General features: G+C 64.0%; 12 protein-coding genes. 6 read left to right on the top strand and 6 right to left on the bottom strand.

The window, feature by feature from the left end; all coding sequences use genetic code 11:
- Positions 1 to 11: 11 nt before the first annotated feature.
- From glgB to Q0L48_RS08890, 6 genes are all read right to left on the bottom strand, one after another.
- The gene (gene glgB, locus Q0L48_RS08915; RefSeq protein WP_296719859.1) at positions 12 to 2219 is read right to left on the bottom strand and encodes a 1,4-alpha-glucan branching protein GlgB; all 2208 of its coding nucleotides are present in this window, start codon (positions 2217 to 2219) and stop codon (positions 12 to 14) included.
- On the bottom strand, positions 2216 to 5467 hold the full coding sequence (gene treS, locus Q0L48_RS08910) for a maltose alpha-D-glucosyltransferase (protein WP_296719856.1): 3252 nt from the start codon (positions 5465 to 5467) through the stop codon (positions 2216 to 2218). The genes glgB and treS overlap by 4 nt, the downstream gene beginning before the upstream one ends.
- Entirely contained in the window at positions 5460 to 8306 is a 2847-nt protein-coding gene (locus tag Q0L48_RS08905) for an alpha-1,4-glucan--maltose-1-phosphate maltosyltransferase (protein ID WP_296719854.1), read from the bottom strand. The genes treS and Q0L48_RS08905 overlap by 8 nt, the downstream gene beginning before the upstream one ends.
- Before the next feature lie 550 nt (positions 8307 to 8856).
- Complete coding sequence (locus Q0L48_RS08900) at positions 8857 to 10644, bottom strand: DEAD/DEAH box helicase (protein ID WP_296719851.1); 1788 nt, start codon at positions 10642 to 10644, stop codon at positions 8857 to 8859.
- A 230-nt stretch (positions 10645 to 10874) separates the two neighbouring features.
- A complete protein-coding gene (locus Q0L48_RS08895) occupies positions 10875 to 11222 on the bottom strand; it encodes a helix-turn-helix transcriptional regulator (RefSeq protein ID WP_296719848.1) in 348 nt (115 codons plus the stop codon).
- A complete protein-coding gene (locus Q0L48_RS08890) occupies positions 11222 to 11872 on the bottom strand; it encodes a peroxiredoxin (protein ID WP_296719847.1) in 651 nt (216 codons plus the stop codon). Before Q0L48_RS08890 ends, Q0L48_RS08895 begins: the two co-directional genes overlap by 1 nt.
- Before the next feature lie 74 nt (positions 11873 to 11946).
- On the opposite strand from Q0L48_RS08890, the gene Q0L48_RS08885 reads away from it, so the two are divergent.
- From Q0L48_RS08885 to Q0L48_RS08860, 6 genes are read left to right on the top strand one after another with little or no spacing between them, the layout of a single operon-like run.
- Positions 11947 to 12879, top strand: a complete 933-nt coding sequence (locus Q0L48_RS08885) for an MBL fold metallo-hydrolase (RefSeq protein ID WP_296719844.1) — start codon at positions 11947 to 11949, stop codon at positions 12877 to 12879.
- Complete coding sequence (locus Q0L48_RS08880) at positions 12876 to 13340, top strand: YeeE/YedE thiosulfate transporter family protein (protein WP_296719842.1); 465 nt, start codon at positions 12876 to 12878, stop codon at positions 13338 to 13340. Before Q0L48_RS08885 ends, Q0L48_RS08880 begins: the two co-directional genes overlap by 4 nt.
- On the top strand, positions 13337 to 13756 hold the full coding sequence (locus Q0L48_RS08875; RefSeq protein WP_296719839.1) for a DUF6691 family protein: 420 nt from the start codon (positions 13337 to 13339) through the stop codon (positions 13754 to 13756). Before Q0L48_RS08880 ends, Q0L48_RS08875 begins: the two co-directional genes overlap by 4 nt.
- Positions 13753 to 14175, top strand: coding sequence for a TIGR01244 family sulfur transferase (locus tag Q0L48_RS08870; RefSeq protein ID WP_296719837.1), 423 nt, complete (start codon positions 13753 to 13755; stop codon positions 14173 to 14175). The genes Q0L48_RS08875 and Q0L48_RS08870 overlap by 4 nt, the downstream gene beginning before the upstream one ends.
- Positions 14176 to 14197: 22 nt before the next feature.
- On the top strand, positions 14198 to 15424 hold the full coding sequence (locus Q0L48_RS08865; RefSeq protein WP_296719834.1) for an FAD/NAD(P)-binding oxidoreductase: 1227 nt from the start codon (positions 14198 to 14200) through the stop codon (positions 15422 to 15424).
- Positions 15388 to 17193, top strand: a complete 1806-nt coding sequence (locus Q0L48_RS08860; RefSeq protein WP_296719833.1) for a SulP family inorganic anion transporter — start codon at positions 15388 to 15390, stop codon at positions 17191 to 17193. Before Q0L48_RS08865 ends, Q0L48_RS08860 begins: the two co-directional genes overlap by 37 nt.
- Positions 17194 to 17333 lie beyond the last annotated feature (140 nt).

Below are 17333 nucleotides of genomic sequence, written 5' to 3'. Positions count from 1 at the left end.
CCGGCCGCCGATCAAGCGCCGTCCCCGGGCTTGAGCACGATCACGCCGAGCGGGGGCAGAGCCAGCGAGAGCGAGGCGGGGCGACCATGCATCGGTTCGTCGGAGGTCTGCACGCTCCCGCCGTTGCCTGTCCCGGAACCGCCGTAGATTTCGGCGTCGCTGTTGAGGATCTCCTGCCAGGTCCCGCGACGCGGCACTCCTACGCGATAATCGTGTTGCGGTTCGGGGGTCAGGTTCGCGGCAATTACCAGCGGCGGGTCTCCCTGCCGGCCCTCGCGTTGCCAGACCAGCACGCTGTTGGTGCTGTCGTTGCCGATAATCCAATCGAAATGCGCCGGATCGGCGTCTCGGGCATGGAGCGCGCCTTCATCGACATGAAGCCGGTTGAGATCGCGCACCAGCCGCTGGATCCCGGCGTGCCTGGCGTCCTCCAGCAATTCCCACGGCAGTTGCGCATCGTGGTTCCATTCGGTCGGCTGGCCCAGTTCGCAGCCCATGAACAGCAGCTTCTTGCCGGGATGGGTCCACATGAAGGCGTAATAGGCGCGCAGGTTCGCAAAGCGGCGCCATTCGTCCCCCGGCATCTTGCCGAGCAGCGAGCCCTTGCCGTGCACCACTTCGTCGTGGCTGATCGGCAGGACGAACTTCTCCGAAAAGGAATAGACGAGGCTGAAGGTGATCTCGTTGTGGTGCCATGCGCGGTGGACGGGATCGCGCGCGATGTATTCGAGGCTGTCGTGCATCCAGCCCATGTTCCACTTGTAATCGAAGCCTAGGCCGCCTTCGGCAACCGGTGCGGTCACGCCGGGGAATGCGGTCGATTCCTCGGCCAGCGTGATCGCTCCCATCCCGTCCGCAGCGATCCGCTGGTTCAATTCGCGCAGGAAGGCGATGCTTTCGAGGTTTTCGCGCCCGCCGTGCACGTTCGGCACCCACTCGCCTTCCTTGCGGCTGTAATCGCGGTAGAGCATTGAGGCGACCGCATCGACGCGCAACCCGTCGACATGGAACTCGCGCGCCCACCATAGCGCGCTCGACAGCAGAAACCCGGCAACCTCGCGGCGGCCGAGATTGTAGATCAGCGTGTTCCAGTCCTGATGGAACCCCTCGCGCGGGTCGGCGTGTTCGTACAGATGCGTGCCGTCGAAGGTGGCGAGGCCGTGAGCATCGGTGGGGAAATGGGCCGGAACCCAGTCGAGGATGACGCCGATTCCCGCCCGGTGCGCTGCATCGACGAAATGCGCAAAGCCCTCGGGCGTGCCGAAACGGGCGGAAGGCGCGAATTGCGATAGCGGCTGATAGCCCCAGCTTCCGGCAAAGGGATGCTCCATGATCGGCAGGAACTCGACATGGGTGAAGCCGAGATCGGCGACATAGGGGATCAGGCGTTCCGCCAGCGCGCGCCAGCCGAAGGTCGAATGGATGTCTTCGCCCGGTTTCATCCAGCTTCCGGGATGAACCTCGTAGATCGTCATCGGCCGATCGGGAGCCTGCGCGGCGCGGCGGCGCTCCATCCAGTCGTCATCCGACCACGTGAAGTCCGGCAGCGCTTCGATTATCGACGCGGTGGCGGGCGGCAGTTCGGTACGCCGCGCGAGCGGATCGGCCTTCTGCACCACCGCGCCATTCGCGCCTGCGATTTCGAACTTGTAGCGCTCGCCGGGTCCAAGCCGGGGAACGAACAGCTCCCACACCCCGGCATCGTGGCGCAGCCGCATCGGGTGGCGGCGGCCGTCCCAACCGTTGAAGTCGCCCACCACCGATACCCGCCTAGCATTGGGTGCCCAGACGCTGAACACCACGCCTTGCGTGCCATCGATCTGGCGCGGCACCGCGCCGAAGTTGCGTGCCAGATCGCGGTGCCGCCCTTCGGAAAACAGGTGCAGATCGAGATCGCCCAGCACCACGCCGAATCTATAGGGGTCTTCGGTTTCCTGCACCGTGTCCGGCCACTGGATCTTCAGGCGGTAGTGGCGATTGCGGCCCAGCTTGCCGACGAACAGGCCGTGGCCGATATCCTCCATTGCGGCGATGATCTTTCCCGACTTCGCGTTCACCAGAGTGGCGCTTTGGGCACCGGGCAGGAAGCTGCGCACGACCCGTTTGGCGCCCTCGCCATGCGGACCGAAAACGGCGAACGGATCGGTGAGGCGGCCCTCGACCGCTTCGGAAGCAATTGCTGCAAGACCGTGATCGGGTTCCGGGGTGAAGGGACTCAATTTGTATCTCCTGACATCAGGCGCTCGGCAGCGGCGGCAAGGCCGGCAAGCGGGATGGAGAGCCAGTCGGGCCGGCTCGCGGCCTCGTAGGCGACTTCGTAGGCGGCCTTTTCGAACTCGAAGAGGTCGACGAGCGGGGCAGGGAAGGGCTCGGCAACCTTGCGGTAAGCGGCAAGAAAATCGCGCCGCGCCTCGATTTCGAAACGGGTGAAAAGCTGCGTCGCCCGCTCTTCTTCGAGTGCAGCGAGCGCTGGCAATTCGCGCCGGCTGGCAGCGCTGGCATAGGCGAAGCTGCGCAAGACGCCCGCGACGTCGCGCAGCGGAACGTCCTTCGCGCGGCGTTCTTCCACCGGACGGCTCGGTTCGCCCTCGAAATCGATGAACACCACCTCGTCGCCCGCCACAAGCAACTGTCCGAGATGAAGGTCGCCGTGAATGCGGGTGGTCCGCGTGCCGGTCGCATCGGCGGCAATCGCGACGATGCGGTCGCGCAATGTCTCGCGGCTCTGGTCAAGTCGGGCCAGCGCCTCGGCCTCACGCCCATCGAGCTCGGCGCGGTGCAGGATCGACAGCGCGTTGTCGAACCCTTCGTTGACCCGCTCGGCCAGCCTTCCCGCCGCGCCGCGGTCCAGCGTTTCGGGTGTGAAAGCGGGATCGTCGGTCGGTGCGGCCAGCAGCGCGTGCATTTCGGCCAGTCGCTGACCGATCCGCGCGGCAAAGTGCCCATAGCCGGCGACCGGGTTGCCTTCTTCAGGCAGATCGCGCGCATTGAGAGCCGCGCGTTCTAGCGCGTTCAGCGTCCAGCGCCAGCCATCGCCCTGATTGCGCACAAAGCCCTGCGCGAGGATCAGTGTATAGCTCGTCCCGTCGGACGTGACCCGGCGCGCTTCGCCAAGGAACGGCGCGACCGCGATGAACTGGCGATCACACAGGTATTTTGTGACTTCGACTTCCGGATGAATGCCGGGCTGAAGGCGGCGCAGCAGCTTGACCACGACCTTGTCCGCAAGGATCAGGGTGGAATTCGACTGCTCGGCGGCAAGCCATTCGGCCGGCGTGTCCTCGTCGAGGTCGAAGCCTTCCTCGCGCGTGAAAATCAGCTTGCCGCGCCCCACCGCATATTCGGCGTTGTCACGGAAGGAACGGATGATCGCGCGCGGGAAGCTGTTGACTGCGAAGCCATCGGTCAGCAGGCCGACATGGCGGCCGCGCCGCGCCCGGGCGAGCGCGAGATTGGGCGCGAACGGCCCTTCGTGCTCCCCCTCCCAAGCGATGCCGAGCGGCAGGGCATAGATGCTCTTTCCGTTCGAAACGTCGACTTCGGTCAGGATCAGGTCTTCGTCGAGCCGGACATGGCGCACCACATGGGTTTCGTCGATGTCCACGTCCTTTTCGCCGAACCAGCGGCGGTCGGGGATGTAATCGGGCAGGATTTCGTCCTCCAGCACCTCGCGGTTCGCGTCGTCCAACACGTCGGCAAGTTCGGGCCTGAGCACGAAGGTGTGATGTTCGACCTCTTCGTTCGGCGCGCCCGAACTCCATTCGGGCGCCTCGACATCTTCGACCAGCCGGAACCAGTAGAAACCATAGGGCGGCAGGGTCAGCAGGAACGGCAACTGCCCGATCGCCGGGAACGGGGTTTCGCCCGATAGTTCGACCGGCACGTGGCCGGAAAACTCGGCAAGATCGAGCTCGACTGCCTGCGCGCTGGAGGCGAGGTTGGCGACGCACAAGATCGTTTCGCCGTCGCCGCGATCATCGGCGGGTTGTTCGCGCAGATAGGCCAGCACCTTGCGGTTGCGCGGTTTCAGGAAGCGCTGTCCGCCTCGCCCGAACGCGCGGTATTGCTTGCGCACCGCGAGCATCCGCCGGGTCCAGTTGAGCAGCGAATGACTGTCGCGCTCCTGGCTTTCGACATTGACCACTTCGTAGCCGTAGAGCGGGTCCTGGATCGGCGGCAGGGCAAGCCGTGCGGGATCGGCCCGGCTGAAGCCGCCGGAACGGTCGGGCGACCACTGCATCGGGGTGCGCACGCCGTCGCGGTCGCCGAGGAAGATGTTGTCGCCCATCCCGATCTCGTCGCCGTAATAGATGATCGGCGTGCCCGGCATGGTCAGCAGCAGAGCATTCATCAACTCGATGCGCCGCCGATCACGGCCCATAAGCGGGGCAAGGCGGCGGCGAATGCCGAGGTTGATCCGCGCGCGGTGTTCGGAGGCGTAGGTCTCCCACAGGTAATCACGCTCGGCATCGGTCACCATTTCCAGCGTCAGCTCGTCATGGTTGCGCAGGAAGATCGCCCATTGCGATTGTTCGGGGATCGGCGGGGTCTGGCGCATGATGTCGGTGATCGGGAAGCGGTCTTCCTGCGCCAGTGCCATGTACATCCGCGGCATCAGCGGGAAGTGGAACGCCATGTGGCATTCCTCGCCATTGGGGCCGAAATATTGCTGGGTGTCCTCGGGCCACATATTGGCCTCGGCAATCAGCATCCGGTCGGGATAGTGCTTGTCGAGATCCGCGCGGATCTTCCGCAGCACGTCGTGGGTTTCAGGCAGGTTTTCGTTGGAGGTGCCCTCGCGTTCGATCAGGTAGGGAATGGCGTCGAGCCGCAGCCCGTCCACCCCGGTATCGAGCCAGAAGTGCATCGCCTTGAGGACTTCCTCGAGCACCTTGGGATTGTCGAAATTGAGATCGGGCTGGTGCGAATAGAAACGGTGCCAGAAATACGCGCCCGCTTCCTCGTCCCAGCTCCAGTTCGATTTCTCGGTGTCGCAGAAGATGATCCGCGTGCCGGCATATTTCTGGTCGTCGTCAGACCACACGTAAAACTCGCGCTCCGGGCTTCCCGGCGGCGCTTTGCGGGCCGCCTGAAACCACGGGTGCTGATCCGAGGTGTGGTTGATCACGAGTTCGGTGATGACCCGAATTCCGCGCGCGTGCGCCGCCTCGACGAAGGCACGGAAATCTTCAAGCGTCCCGTAATCGGGACTGACGCCGTAGTAATCGGCAATGTCGTAGCCATCGTCGCGCCGGGGGCTGGGATAGAACGGCAGCAGCCAGATCGCAGTCACGCCGAGATTGGCGATATGGTCGAGCTTGCCGATCAGCCCCTGAAAGTCCCCAATCCCGTCATTATTGGCATCGAAGAAGCTCTTGACGTGAAGCTGATAGATGACGGCGTCCTTGTACCACGAGGGGTCCAGGTTCGTGTCTTCAAACGGCAGCCGGAGAGCAGTCTCAACCATGCGCGCCTCCTTCAGGGGCGATGCGCCAGATACGGTAGGGGTCATCGGGCGTCAGGTGGAGCGACTGGACCTTGCCCTGCCAGCGGAAGCTTGCACCGCTTGCAAGATCCTCGACCGCGACTTCGCCATCATCGGGCAGGCCGAGCTTCCACAAGGGCACCTCGAATTCGCAACCATGCGCGCCGTGCGGATCGAGATTGACCGCGACCAGGATCATCTCGTCGCCATCGGGCGCGGGCTTGGCGTAATAGATGATGTTATCGTTATGCGCGGGCAGAAAGATCGTGTTGCGATGCGTCTGCAACGCCGGGTGCGAACGGCGCAGGCGGTTGAGCAGGGTCACGTCCTCGACAATGTCGCCCGGCGCGCGCCAATTGCGCGGCCGGATTTCGTATTTCTCGGAATCGGCATATTCCTCGCGCCCCGGCAGCGGCGCGGCATCGCATAGCTCGAACCCGGAATAGACGCCCCACAGGCCAGACAACGTCGCCGCCAGCACGGCACGAATGCGATGCGCTGGCCGCCCGCCGGTTTGCAAGAATACAGGGTTGATGTCGGGCGTGTTGACGAAGAAATGCGGGCGGAAGAAATCTTTCGGCGCTTCCTGTGTCAACTCCTCGATATATTCGGTCAACTCCGCCTTGGAATTGCGCCAGGTGAAATAGGTGTAGCTCTGCGAAAACCCGATCTTGGCGAGCCGATACATCACCTTGGGGCGGGTAAAGGCTTCGGAAAGGAAGATCACCTCGGGGTGGGCGGCGCGCACTTCGCGGATCATCCATTCCCAGAATGCGAAGGGTTTGGTGTGCGGATTATCGACGCGGAACACCTTCACGCCCTCGCTCACCCACAGCAGCACAACATCGCGCAGCGCGAGCCACAGGTCCGGCACGGCATCGGGCCTATAGAAATCGACATTGACGATGTCCTGATACTTCTTGGGCGGGTTTTCGGCGTATTTCATGCTGCCGTCAGGGCGCCACGCGAACCAGCCGGGGTGCTCCTTCAGCCACGGATGGTCGGGCGAACACTGGATCGCGAAATCGAGCGCGATCTCCAGTCCGTGGTCCTTTGCTGCGGAAACGAGCGCGCGGAAATCTTCGAACGTGCCAAGTTCGGAATGGATCGCGTCATGCCCGCCTTCAGCGCTGCCGATGGCATAGGGGCTGCCCGGATCGCCATCTTCAGGCGTCAGCGTGTTGTTCGGTCCCTTGCGATTGATCGTTCCGATCGGGTGGATCGGCGGGAAATACAGCGTGTCGAACCCCATCGCGGCGACGCGCGGCAGATGGTCGATCACGTTCCTCAGCGTGCCGTGCCGTGTTTTGTCGTCGGTCATCGAGCGGGGGAAGAGTTCGTACCAGCTTGAGAACCCCGCCTCGCGGCGTTCGGCATCGACCAGCACCGGAGCCGCTATGGCGCGGTGGTGGTGCGGGTCCAGTGCTTCCATTGCCTCGATGACGGCGGGATCGGTGAAGACGTCGCGGCGGTCGCGGTCGTCTCCAGCCTGCGCGAGCTGGCCCAGCGCCTGTTCCAATATGTCCCTATGGCCCGCATCGGCGCGGTCGCGCGCGTCCTTGAGAAATAGTCGGCCCTCCTCGAATTCGACCGGCTGGGCCACACCTGCTTCGACTTTCTTGCCGATGCTCTCGCGAAAATAGCCGAAACGGTCGTCCCATGCCTCGACGGTGTATTCATGCCGGCCGACCCGTTCGGGGGCGAAGGCGGCGAACCACTCGTCGTTGCTCTCCTCGAGCATCGGAACGGCGCGCCATTCTTTCTCGTCCTCGGCCCGCCACAACAGGCGTGCGCCGATCTTCTCATGGCCGTCGGCGTAGATGTGGGCGGACACGTCGATCCGTTCGCCAACCACGCATTTGACTGCGAACGGGCCGCCCGCGACCGAAGGGGCGAGGTTCTCGATCACGATGCGGGGGAGCGTGGCCGCGGAAGTCGCCGCCTTTCTGGAGCCGCGCGGCTTGGAATTGATGGCGCGCGGATTTTCGAGCTCGATCAGCCGCGCTTCGTGGGGGGCAAGCACTGCGAGCGCGTCGCCGCCTCCGGGTTTTCTGGATAGACGCAGGTGTTGTCCGTCGAGCAGGGTTGCGGGGACAGCCTGCGGCTCGCCTGTCGGGTTGAGCAGCAGCACCATCGCCCACCGGGCATCGCGCTCGGCCAAGCTATCATAATGCACCAGCCCGGTAACTGGCGCGCCGACCGAGGTCAGGAATTCGATACCGCCCTGCGGGATGCTCCGTTCGCCGAGCGCATCCGGGCCAGCGTGGTCTTTCAAACGCGCGGCAAAATCGCCCGGCACGATCACGCCTGTGCCCGTGAAACGCGCCGCAGCAAGCAGCGCATGGGCGGCGGCAGGGTCACTCGCCCGGCTTGCAGCGGCAGGCGTTATTTCGGCAAGCAACGGGCAGATGGGGGCGAGGGTCCGGTGTTCCTCCACCAGCCAGCGCGCTTTCATATCCCACCAGCCGAAGGACGAGAGGCAATAGTCAAACCCGCAGCCGGCTACTTCCACTGCATCCTCGCGCGAAAGGCCGGGGGTCGCCGCTACCAGCGTCAGGTCCGCGTGCCGTTTGCGCAGTTCGGGCAGGAGCTTGCGCAGAAATGGCGCGGCGCTCGCTTCGAGTCCGTCGAAAACGAACCCTGCGGCGCCCTGATCGACAAGCGCGTGAAGCCGGTCGGCAATCCGGCGACCTACTTCATGCTCCAGCGTAACAACCCGCAATCGCGCGCGAGCTTCACCCGTTGCCGGGGCAGGCCGACGCGGATCAAGCACCTCCTCCGCACTCGCATCGCGCCGAATGGCGAAATATTCCGGATGCAAGGCGACAAGTTCATCATCTGCGGCAAACCTGTCAATGGGAAGCCTTAGGATGACCTTACCACTATATTGATCGAAGTTAGTAAGTATCGCGTCATCGTGTTCCGCGTCGATCGAAATAAGAACACCGTCAAAGCCGGAACTCTGAACATTATCGATTTCAAAACTGGACGGGTTTCGGTCAAAGGAACAGAGGCTAAGACCCCCTGTCCTGGATTTCTTGGAAGATATGCTCGCTGTTCGTCTTTTTTCACCCATGAAAATTCAACAGGCCATCAGGCGGAATGTTCCACCGGTTAGGCGCTCACAGGCGGTCAGGTCACCGCAAAACCCCTTTTTACGGCAACGGACGCAGATGCGTGGCTGTGGCGACAGGGCCGGTTGCGAGGTCGAAATTCGGGGCAAACCCGCACAGTGATATGGCCGCCCGGCAAAGGCGGCGAAACAACAACTGTATGCCAAGACGCAGCCCTAGCCCGAACGCTGGGGCACGGCGAAGTCACGATCCGACAGGCGTTATCCACCCGTCACTGGTGAGCCGATGGCAATGGCGTCAGGTCTTGCCCTGTGGCGACGGCTTGCCACCCTTGTACGGCTTCGTCGGATTGGCCCCTTTTTCCCGCTTCTTGTTCTTGTCGAACTTGTTGAAGCGGGGCTTGGGGTTCACGCGCGGCGCATTGGCGTTGTCGCGTGAATGGGATGCCTTCCGATTGACCCGGGCGACATCGCGCGGTCCGCTTTCGGAGCGTTCAATGGTGACCGGCTCTTCATCGCCTTCGCTGATTGCTGTTCGTGCAGCGGCATCGGCAAACTTGTCGGCGATCGGACGCGGGATCTGGAAGAAGGTTTCGTTCTGGCCGATGCGGATCGCACCGATTTCGTTGCGGGTGATGTGACCCCGGCGGCAGAGCAAGGGCAGCACCCAGCGCGGATCGGCGTTCTGGCGGCGGCCAAGATCCATCCGGAACCAGACCGTGTCCTCGAACCCTGCACGGTGGCGTTCCTTCTGCGCCTCGCGCCGCGCTTCGGGTGTGTTGGCCATCAGGTCTTCGGGTTCCGGCAGCTTGGAACGATGCGCCTGCACCAGCATGGCGGCGATTTCCTGCGGCGTGCGTTCGGCCAGCAAGCGCTCTGCCAGATCGCGGTCGCCGTCGTCCACCGTGATGGGCTGCAGCAGCTTTTCCAGCAGGCGCTCACGGTCCTTTATTTTGATCGATTCACGGTCGGGCGCGTCGGTCCATTCCGCCTCGATCTTGGCGCGCCCCAGCATCGCTTCCACCTGCCTGCGCCGCGAGAACGGCACGATCAGAACAGCGGTGCCCTTTTTCCCGGCACGACCAGTCCGGCCCGAACGGTGCTGCAAGGCCTCGGCATCGCGCGGCACCTCGACATGGATGACGAGGCTGAGCGAGGGCAGGTCGATCCCGCGTGCGGCGACATCGGTGGCAACGCACACCCGTGCCCGCCGGTCACGCAGCGCCTGCAGCGCCTGGTTGCGTTCCGACTGGGAATGTTCGCCTGACAAGGCGACGACCCCGAAGCCGCGCTCTTGCAGCACTGCGTGGAGGTGGCGAACCTTTTCGCGGGTGGCGCAGAACAGGATAGCCGTTTCAGCCTCGTGATAGCGCAACAGGTTGACCACCGCGTTCTCGATTTCCGGCGGGGACACCGTGACTGCCTGATAGGCGATATCGCCGTGGCCGCGTTGATCGCTGATGGTGGCGATGCGCAGTGCATCGCGCTGGTAGCGGCGGGCGAGGACTTCGATCGGGCGGGGGATGGTGGCCGAAAACAGCAACGTGCGGCGACCCTCCGGCGTCGCATCGAGGATTTCTTCGAGCTCCTCGCGGAAGCCCATGTCGAGCATCTCATCCGCTTCGTCCAGCACGACTGCGGCGAGCGCGGATAGGTCGAGAGCGCCGCGTTCGAGATGATCGCGCAACCGGCCCGGCGTGCCGACCACGATGGTGGCACCGGACCGCAAGGCCTTGCGTTCTTCCGAAGGGTTCATCCCGCCAACGCAGGTCGCGATCCGTGCACCTGTCCGGGCGTAAAGCCAGGCCAGTTCCCGGCTCACCTGCAACGCCAGCTCGCGCGTCGGCGCGATCACCAGACCCAGCGGCTTGATGGAAAAGGGAACCTTGCCGCCGTCGTCGAGCAGCTGTTCGGTCATCGCAAGTCCGAAGGCGATCGTCTTGCCCGAGCCTGTCTGCGCCGAAACGATCAGGTCGCGGCCCGCGGCTTCAGCCTGCAGGACTTCGCCTTGTACCTGTGTAGCCGCCGCATAGCCGCGCTCGGTCAAGGCGGCTTCAATAGTTGAGGGAAGGGGAGGAAAGTTCATGACAATAGCCTAAGGATAAGTGAGTGGCACGCAGGACCGCGGCGGATTGCGCAGTCGCGTTTCGATCAGAGGGTTCGATTCCCGGCTGACCGGCGATTTGCGGCCTCCATAGGCCGGGTTTTGCGTTCTGGCTTTAGAAAAGAGTATAGCAGCGAAAAGCCCGGAGTGAATTTCCCCCGGCCCGCGTCCTGCCAGGACGTGATTTTGCGCCCGTTGCTTCTAGTGGGCGGTCAGGACATCCGCGCGAAATTGGCGACTCCGGGGGCGGGTGTGCGTAGCAAGGCGGGCGGTTCGGCGCTGACGGCAATGCCCGGCGCTAGCGCGGCGAGTGCGGTGGTCACCATTCCGACTTGCGCCGCGTCGACAGCGTAGAACACCAGCTTGGCTTCTTTTCGCGTGTCGACCAGCCGCGCCTTGCGCAGCACGCCGAGTTGTTGCGACAGGCCGGGCTGCCCGATGCCGGTCACCTGTTCGATCTCCCCGACGTTGCGTTCGCCTGTGGCCAGCGCAGCGAGAATACGGAAGCGGAGCGGATGTGCCAGAGCCTTCAGAGCTTCGATCAGATCGTCTTCGGGCATCAGGCCTCGCCTCCGGAATCGCGCAGGAACCAGCCGGTGATGTCGGTGGCTGCGTAGACCTCGTCGAGGTCTTGGGAAGGGGGGCTCAGCATTGCTTCTCCCGGCTGCCAATTGGCGGGTGCGAGCGCGCCGCGCGCGTCGATTGCCTGCAATCCGTCGAGAATACGAAGCATTTCAGGCACCGATCGGCCGAGATTGGCGGGGTAACAGGTCATCGCCCGGATGATCCCAGCGGGATCGATGAAGAAGGTGGTGCGCACGGTGGCGCTGTCATTGTCCTGCGCGGAGACCATGCCGAAGGCGCGGCCGATCACCAGCGTCGGATCTTCGACGATAGGGAAGCGCACCTCGACGGCGAAACGGTCGCGGATCATGCGCAACCACGCAAAATGTGAAAACAGGCTATCGACCGAGAGTGCCATCAGTGCACAATTGCGCTGTTCGAAGGCCGCGGCCTCGTGCGCAAGGGCGACGAATTCGGTGGTGCAAACCGGTGTGAAGTCGGCCGGGTGCGAGAACAGCACCAGCCAGCGCTTGCGATAATTCGACAGGCGCACCGGGCCGATGGTGCTGCGCGCCTCGAAATCGGGTGCGATGTCGCCGATCCGCAATCCTGCGCAGGGGGCGGGGAGGGTAGTTTGTTCGTCCATGCTGCACTCCATAGCACTTGACTTCAGCTTTGCAATACATATACACAGTTTATGTAATCAATTGGAGAATTATCATGAGTGCAGTTGATTCGGTACTGAACGCGGCCACTGCCCAGGTCGAGCAGGCGCGCGCCGATGCCTCGCTCCGCCCTGAAATAGCGAGCTTCTTCGACCCTGCGACCTTCACGGTCACGTACGTTGTGCACGATCCGGCGACGATGGAGGCGGCAGTTGTCGACTCCGTGCTCGATTTCGATCCCAGTTCGGGACGCACCTCGACGGTATCAGCGGACAAGGTGATCGATTACGTCAATTCCCATAATCTGAAAGTGGTTTGGCTGCTGGAAACCCATGCCCACGCCGATCACCTTTCGGCTGCGCCCTATCTGCAGGACAAACTGGGCGGCAAGATCGCAATCGGTGCAGAGATCACCACAGTGCAGAACGTGTTCGGCAAGCTGTTCAACGCCGGCACCGAGTTCGAGCGGGACGGTTCGCAGTTCGATGCCTTGTTCAAGGATGGCGATACCTTCGCCATCGGCAAGGTCCCGGTCACTGTCATGCATGTCCCGGGCCACACGCCTGCCGACATCGCCTATGTCGTCGGCGAGGCAGTGTTCACCGGTGACACCATGTTCATGCCCGATTACGGCACGGCGCGCGCCGATTTCCCCGGCGGGGATGCGCGCAAGCTGTTCCGGTCGCTGCGGCGCATCTTGTCGCTGCCGCCCGAAACCCGGCTGTTCATGTGCCACGATTACCTGCCCAACGGCCGTAGCCAATATGTATGGGAAACCACCGTCGCGGCTGAGCGCGAAGGCAATATCCACGCCCATGACGGCATCACCGAAGATGAATTCGTGCAAATGCGCGAAGCCCGCGATGCGACGCTGGATATGCCGCGCCTGATCCTGCCTTCGGTGCAGGTCAACATGCGTGCAGGCCACTTGCCGCCCGCCGACGAAAACGGCGTCACCTATCTCAAGCTGCCGATCAACGCGGTATGAGCTTGCTGGGGACATCCTTGCCGGGCTTTCCTGACGCGGCCCCGCTTGCGGGGCTTGCGGGCGGCGTGCTGATCGGCCTGGCGGCGGCGGTGATGTTGCTGGGGGCGGGGCGGATCGCGGGTGTGTCCGGCATCGCCGCCCGCGCTTTCGGCATCAGCGCCAGTTCGCTGCCGCGCGCGGCGGCATGGGCGTTCGTTATCGGCCTGCCACTGGGCGCGCTGATCGTCATGAACCTTTCGGGCGCCGCGACACCGGACTTTGCCGGGCCGGTGCCGCTCGTCATCGCCGGCCTGATCGTCGGCATTGGAACGCGGCTCGGTTCGGGCTGCACCAGCGGGCACGGAGTTTGCGGCATGAGCCGCCTGTCACAGCGCTCGCTGGTGGCCACCGCCACCTTCATGGCAACCGGATTTGCCACGGTCGCAGCGATGAATCTGCTCGGGATCGAGGTGCTGTCATGATCCGCGACATGCTGGTTTCGATCATTTCCGGCACGATCTTCGGCGCCGGTCTGGCATTGGGCGGGATGACTGATCCGGCGCGGGTGCGCGGGTTTCTCGACATTTTCGGCGACTGGGATCCGACACTCGCTCTCGTGATGGGCGGCGCGGTGATCGTGATGGCGCTGGCATGGCTGATGCAGCGCCGGATGCTGCGCCCGGTTTTCGGCGAAGGCTTTGCACTGCCTGACCGCAGCGACATTACGCTGCGGCTGGTCGGCGGATCGGCGCTGTTCGGCATTGGCTGGGGGATCGCGGGCCTGTGCCCCGGCCCCGGCTTTGCCGCTTTCGCAATCGCTCCGGCATCGGCGGCGATATTTGTCGCAGCGATGCTGGCAGGAATGCTGCTGGTGCGGCTGATGGAAGGAAAAGCATGATGGAATTGCGCATCGTTGACGAGACTCTCGCGGTCGTTCCGCAGCCCGCGCCCGAGGAGTTGTCCGCCCTTGCCGCGCAAGGCTTCACCGCTGTGATCTGCAACCGCCCCGATGGCGAGGAGCCGGGCCAGCCCCCGATCGATGAAATGCGCCGCGCCGCGCAGGAGGCAGGGCTGGCATTCCACCACATTCCGGTGGCTGGCGGTCTGTTTCCGCAAGCTGCGGTGGCCGCGTTCGGAGCGATCCGGCGCGGCACACAGGGCAAGGTGCTCGCCTATTGCCGCACCGGGATGCGCTCCGTCACGCTGGATGCGCTCGCCAATGTCGGCGGACTCGGCGCGGAAGAACGGATCGTCCGCGCCAAGGCCGCCGGATATGATTTGTCGGCGCTCGCCGAACGCTTGGCCGCAAGCGACTGACCAGCCCCAGGGAGGGATCATCATGAGCATTTCATCACACAAGGTCGTGATTATCGGCGGCGGCGCAGGGGGTATAGCGACGGCGGCCTCGCTGCTGAAGCGCCAGCCGCAGCTCGACATCGCCATTGTCGAGCCGAGCGAGACCCACGCCTATCAGCCCGGCTGGACGATGGTTGGCGGCGGGGTGTTCGACCTTGCCAGCACCATGCGCCCGACGGCCAGTGTGATCCCCAAGGGGGCGACATGGATTCGTCAGGCGGCGGCCAGTTTTCAGCCCGATGATAATCAGGTCACCCTCGCTGATGGCAGCACGATCCGGTACGAGGTGCTGATCGTTGCCCCCGGTATCCGGCTCGCTTGGGAAAAGATTGCAGGGCTGAAAGCGGCGCTCGGGCAGAACGGCGTCACATCGAATTATCGCGCCGATCTGGCGCCCTACACCTGGGAACTGGTGCAGAACCTGAGGTCGGGCAAGGCGATCTTCACCCAGCCGCCGATGCCGATCAAATGCGCCGGTGCACCGCAAAAGGTGATGTATCTCGCCTGCGACCACTGGCGGCGTGCAGGCGTGCTGGCCGATATCGCGGTGGAATTCCGCAATGCCGGCGGCGTGCTTTTCGGGGTGGCAGACTATGTTCCGGCGCTGATGGAGTATGTCGGGAAATACAACATCGACCTGGCGCTCGGCAGCAATCTTGTCGCGGTCGACGGGCGGGCGCAGGTCGCCGTGTTCCAGACGGCCGAGGGCGAGGTAAGCCGCAGTTTCGACATGATGCATGTCGTTCCGCCGCAGGTCGCGCCGCAATTTCTGGCTGAGAGCCCGCTGGCGGCGACAAGCGGCTTTACCGATGTCGACCAGCATACGCTCCAGCATGTGCGCTGGCCCAACATCTTCGGCCTTGGCGATGGGGGCTCCATGCCCAACGCCAAAACCGCCGCCGCCGTGCGCAAGCAGGCACCTGTGGTCGCGGTCAATGCATTGCGCCAGCTGTCAGGCAAGGGGCCGACCGCAGGCTATGACGGCTATGGTTCGTGCCCGCTGACGGTGGAGCGCGGCAAGATCGTGCTCGCCGAATTCGCCTATGGCGGCAAACTCGCGCCGAGTTTCCCGACGTGGCTGGTCGACGGCACCAAACCGGCACGCCTTTCATGGATGCTCAAGGCCGATCTGTTGCCCTGGATCTACTGGAACGGGATGCTCAAGGGGCGCGAGTGGCTGGCCGGCCCCGGCGGCTTGATCGCGCAGTAGAGGTCGGCGAGATGCTCCAGCGTTACCTCCCGATCCTCGATTGGGGCCGCAGCTATAATCGCGAGGTCTTGACCAGCGATCTGATGGCCGCGGTGATCGTCACCATCATGCTGATCCCGCAGAGCCTCGCCTATGCGATGCTGGCGGGATTGCCGCCAGTGGTGGGGCTCTACGCCTCGATCCTGCCGCTGGTCGCCTATGCGCTGTTCGGCACCAGCCGGACGCTGGCCGTAGGTCCGGTCGCGGTCGTCTCGCTGATGACGGCGAGTGCGGCGGGAGCCGTCGCTTCGGCGGGAACGGCCGCCTACATGGAGGCGGCGATCACGCTTGCGGCGCTTTCGGGCGTGATGCTGACGGTGCTAGGTCTGTTGCGGCTGGGCTTCCTTGCCAACCTGCTGTCGCATCCGGTGATCAGCGGGTTCATCTCGGCAAGCGGGATCCTGATCGCCACCAGCCAGCTCAAGCATATCCTCGGCGTAACGGCCGGGGGCGAGACCTGGCCGGAAATGCTGGCCGGACTGGCGGGCGCGCTGGGGAACATCAATCTGCCCACTGTAGCGATCGGCATACCGGCGACTTTGTTCCTGTTCTGGGTGCGCAAGGGGGCAAAGCCTGCGTTGATGAAACTCGGCCTCGGCCCGCGCGCTGCCGACCTGACCGCCAAGGCCGGGCCGGTGGTGGCTGTTGCGGTCACGATCATCGCCGTTATCGCGTTTGGGCTGGAGCAGCGCGGAGTTTCGGTGGTGGGCGCCATCCCGCAAGGCCTGCCGCCCTTCGCTCTGCCGCAGGCCGACATTGCGCTGATCGAGGCGCTGTGGGTGCCTGCGCTGCTGATTTCGGTGATCGGCTTTGTCGAAAGCGTCTCGGTCGCACAGACGCTCGCCGCCAAGCGCCGCCAGCGGATTGCGCCTGACCAGGAGCTGATCGGGCTGGGCGCTTCGAACATCGCTTCCGCGCTGTCAGGCGGCTATCCGGTCACGGGCGGGTTTGCGCGTTCCGTGGTGAACTTCGATGCGGGGGCGCAGACCCCGGCGGCGGGGGCTTACACGGCGGTCGGCATCGCACTGGCGAGCCTGTTTCTCACCCCGCTGCTGTTCCACCTGCCCAACGCCACGCTGGCGGCGACGATCATCGTGGCCGTGCTGAGTCTGGTCGATCTCAAGACACCCGGCCTGTTATGGGTTTATTCAAAGGCCGATTTCGCCGCCCATGCCGCGACCATCGCCATCACCTTGCTGGCCGGGGTCGAACTGGGGGTGATCGCGGGGGTCGCGGTGGGCCTGCTGCTATATCTTTGGCGGGCGAGCCGTCCGCACGCCGCGATCGTCGGGCGGGTGCCGGGGACCGAACATTTCCGCAATGTCGATCGCCACACAGTGCTGACTCTGCCGCACCTGCTGTCGATCCGCATCGATGAAAGCCTGACCTATCTCAACGCCCGCTGGCTGGAGGAATATGTGCTGGAACAGGTCGCCGAACGACCGCCGCTACGCCACGTCGTGCTGATGTGCAGCGCGGTCAACGCGATCGACGCTTCGGGGCTGGAGAGCCTGGAGGCGATCAATCACCGGCTCGCCGATGCCGGGGTGAAGCTGCACCTTTCGGAAGTGAAGGGCCCGGTGATGGACCGTCTGAAACGCACCCATTTCCTCGAGGAACTGCAAGGCCGCGTGTTTCTGTCGCAGGATAAAGCCTTCGCCGATCTCGCGCTCGACAATGGCGAGGAGTTGCCGCCCCCGATCCCGGACGAAGCACGCGGTCTCATTTGAGCCGATCCTGCTTCGTCCACCCTGTGCACCGCCGGACACTCCCCCCAAACTCGTTCGGCGGTGCAACCCTTTTCGTCTCCAACCGTATAATGCGTGCAGCCATTGCAATTGATCGCTGCCGACAAGGGATTAGCTGCCAG

Source organism: Erythrobacter sp. (genome assembly GCF_024305245.1).
GTDB lineage: Bacteria > Pseudomonadota > Alphaproteobacteria > Sphingomonadales > Sphingomonadaceae > Erythrobacter.
Note: the sequence above shows the minus strand (reverse complement) of the source record. Positions and strands in the feature narration are given on the sequence as shown.

Coding starts and splice junctions, on each gene's coding strand:
- treS (WP_296719856.1), bottom strand. CDS start 5,467: ATGGTTGAGACTGCTCTCCGGCTGCCGTTTGAAGACACGAACCTGGAC.
- Q0L48_RS08900 (WP_296719851.1), bottom strand. CDS start 10,644: ATGAACTTTCCTCCCCTTCCCTCAACTATTGAAGCCGCCTTGACCGAG.
- Q0L48_RS08895 (WP_296719848.1), bottom strand. CDS start 11,222: ATGCCCGAAGACGATCTGATCGAAGCTCTGAAGGCTCTGGCACATCCG.
- Q0L48_RS08890 (WP_296719847.1), bottom strand. CDS start 11,872: ATGGACGAACAAACTACCCTCCCCGCCCCCTGCGCAGGATTGCGGATC.
- Q0L48_RS08885 (WP_296719844.1), top strand. CDS start 11,947: ATGAGTGCAGTTGATTCGGTACTGAACGCGGCCACTGCCCAGGTCGAG.
- Q0L48_RS08880 (WP_296719842.1), top strand. CDS start 12,876: ATGAGCTTGCTGGGGACATCCTTGCCGGGCTTTCCTGACGCGGCCCCG.
- Q0L48_RS08875 (WP_296719839.1), top strand. CDS start 13,337: ATGATCCGCGACATGCTGGTTTCGATCATTTCCGGCACGATCTTCGGC.
- Q0L48_RS08870 (WP_296719837.1), top strand. CDS start 13,753: ATGATGGAATTGCGCATCGTTGACGAGACTCTCGCGGTCGTTCCGCAG.
- Q0L48_RS08865 (WP_296719834.1), top strand. CDS start 14,198: ATGAGCATTTCATCACACAAGGTCGTGATTATCGGCGGCGGCGCAGGG.